The 2,118-nt window shown below is 72.9% G+C and carries 3 protein-coding genes; 2 read left to right on the top strand and 1 reads right to left on the bottom strand.

Features of this window, described 5'->3' with window-relative positions:
- On the top strand, positions 1 to 193 hold a 193-nt coding region (locus RIM90_RS27230), incomplete at its 5' end, for a hypothetical protein (RefSeq protein WP_309063404.1).
- A 269-nt stretch (positions 194 to 462) separates the two neighbouring features.
- On the opposite strand, the gene RIM90_RS27225 is transcribed toward RIM90_RS27230, so the two are convergent.
- Positions 463 to 1,887, bottom strand: coding sequence for a Gfo/Idh/MocA family oxidoreductase (locus tag RIM90_RS27225; protein ID WP_309063403.1), 1,425 nt, complete (start codon positions 1,885 to 1,887; stop codon positions 463 to 465).
- On the opposite strand from RIM90_RS27225, the gene RIM90_RS27220 reads away from it, so the two are divergent.
- Positions 1,886 to 2,118 (top strand): hypothetical protein (locus RIM90_RS27220; RefSeq protein WP_309063402.1); only part of this gene is annotated, 233 nt, incomplete at its 3' end. The genes RIM90_RS27225 and RIM90_RS27220 overlap by 2 nt on opposite strands.

The following is a 2,118-nucleotide window of genomic DNA, read 5'->3' as shown; positions in this document are numbered from 1 at the left end:
CGGGACCGGCGGAACGGCCGGTGAGCGGATCGCCCGGGAGCGGCGGGACTTCAGGATCACCTCCGCCCCGTCAGGCGAGGGTGCTCTCCTCCCCGTACTCGAATCGGCGCAGCGCGTCGCGGCCGGGACGCCGGCCGCGTGGGCTTCCGGCGGATCCGTCTCCCGCTGCCCGAGTTCCGCCGTCGCCTCCTGACGGAACCGCCGGACGAAGGCGTGGATGCCGGTCGCGTGGTTCATGGCACGGAACGGCGGAAGCGGCCGCGGCGGTGGGAGTGCGCGCGCACGCGGCCCGGCGGTTCGTCCGGTACAGGCTCTGCCGGCACCTCAAGGCCGGCCCGGTCGTCCGCCGGCTCCCTTCGGCCGGGCCGCCGCCGGCTCTCCTCGGCCGGGCCGCCGCCGGTGCCTCGCGGTCCCGTGTCCGCGAGGTCCCGGCGACGGTGACCCCGGGGCTCCCGGCCGCGCTCAGCCGACGGGCGGCATCTCGGTGGGAGCCGAGTCGAGTCCGGGCCGCCGCGCGTCGGCCCAGGCGCCCCGGGTGAAGTCGGGGATCTCGACCGGGCGTCCCTTCCTGGCCAGGGACGCGGCGCTCAGAGGGATCGCCGCGCACCAGGCCGCGGAGTCGTAGACGTCGATGTCGGGCACCAGTCCGGCGCGCATCAGCTGGACCGTGCGCCACTGCAGGACGTAGTCCATGCCGCCGTGGCCGCCGTTGTTCGCGGCGTCGTCGCCGACCTTCCGCCACAGCCAGTGGTCGAACTCCTTGCGGTAGTCGGCGAAGTCGCGCCACGCGTGACCGCTGTGGTCCGGTTCGACGTAGACGCGCGCGCCGGTCGGGGCGGGCCCCGCGTAGTCCTCGACGATCCCGCGGCTGCCGGCGAGGGTGTTGATCCGGCTGTACGGCCGGGGCGAACTCACGTCGTGCTCGGCCCGGATGATCCGGCCCTTCTCCGTCTCGATCATGCAGGTGATCAGGTCACCGTTGATGTACGTCTCCTTCCAGGACGGGTGGTCCCGGGGGACGAAGCGCTCGCGGTAGTCGGCCAGTCCCTTCGGGGCGGTCGCGGTGGCGCGCAGCGTGGTCATCCGGTCGCCGCGGTTGATGTCCATGGCCGCCGCGATCGGGGCCAGCCCGTGCATCGGGTAGAGGGACGCGGTGCTGCGGGTGTGCCACAGCCGCCGCCAGGAGTCGGTGTAGTAGGTGTCGGAGAAGAGCAGTGCGCGCAGGTCGTGGAGGTAGCCGCCGTGACCGTTGGTGATGTCTCCGAACAGACCGGCGTGCGCCATCCTGAGCATGGCCAGTTCGTTGCGGCCGTAGCTGCAGTTCTCCGCGAGGAGCAGGTGCCTGCGGGTGCGCTCGGAGGTGTCGACGAGGTCCCACAGCTGACGCAGCTCGGTCGCGACGGGAAGCTCCACCACGGCGTGCCTGCCGCTCAGCAACGCCGCTCTGCCGTGCTCGTGGTGGAACTCCCACGGCGTGGCGACGTACACCAGGTCGATGTCGTCGCGCTCGAGCATCCGGGCGTAGGAGCCGGCGGAGCCGCCGTACTCGGCGGGGCGCGGCGCGCCCTTGCCCGCCAGGCGGTCGGCGGCGCGTTTCGCGCGGTCGGCGCGGATGTCGCAGACGGCGGTCACGGTGCAGCCGGGGACGGCCGCCCAGCCCGTGATCATGCCTCCGCCCCGGTTGCCCAGGCCGATCACACCGACGCGGACGGTTCTGTGGACGTCGAACGGTACGCCGATCATCGACTTCTGTCCGGGTCTGCGGCGGGGCGCCTGTCCGGACGCGGCCGACGCGGCCGGGGCGGCGGTCATCCCGGCCGCGAGCGCGCCGGTGGCGACGGCTCCGCCCAGGAGCAGTCGGCGGGAGACAGCGGGAGTTTCGGACATGACGGCAACACTCCTCGATGGGGTGGCTTGCATCACTGCCGGTGCACTGCCGGGACGGTGGGAACTGTCGGGGCACGACTCTGCGGGCTCGGCGGATACATGTCAATACGTGCTCGATAGGAAGCACTTCCGAGCAGGATCGAGCATCACGGATGCCGTCGCCGAGCTCGCGCAGGGCGCGGATCACGCCGAAGGCCGTCCCGTCGCCCGGCACGGACACCGCGGTCCACG

Origin of the sequence: Streptomyces sp. (assembly GCF_031181555.1) — a bacterium.
In the GTDB taxonomy this organism is placed as follows: Bacteria; Actinomycetota; Actinomycetes; order Streptomycetales; family Streptomycetaceae; genus Streptomyces; species Streptomyces fimbriatus.
The sequence above is the reverse complement of the archived record's forward strand: the minus strand, read 5'-3'. Positions and strand labels throughout refer to the sequence as shown.

Excerpts from the sequence above, each read along its gene's own strand:
- RIM90_RS27225 (WP_309063403.1), bottom strand. The coding sequence starts at position 1,887 with ATGTCCGAAACTCCCGCTGTCTCCCGCCGACTGCTCCTGGGCGGAGCC.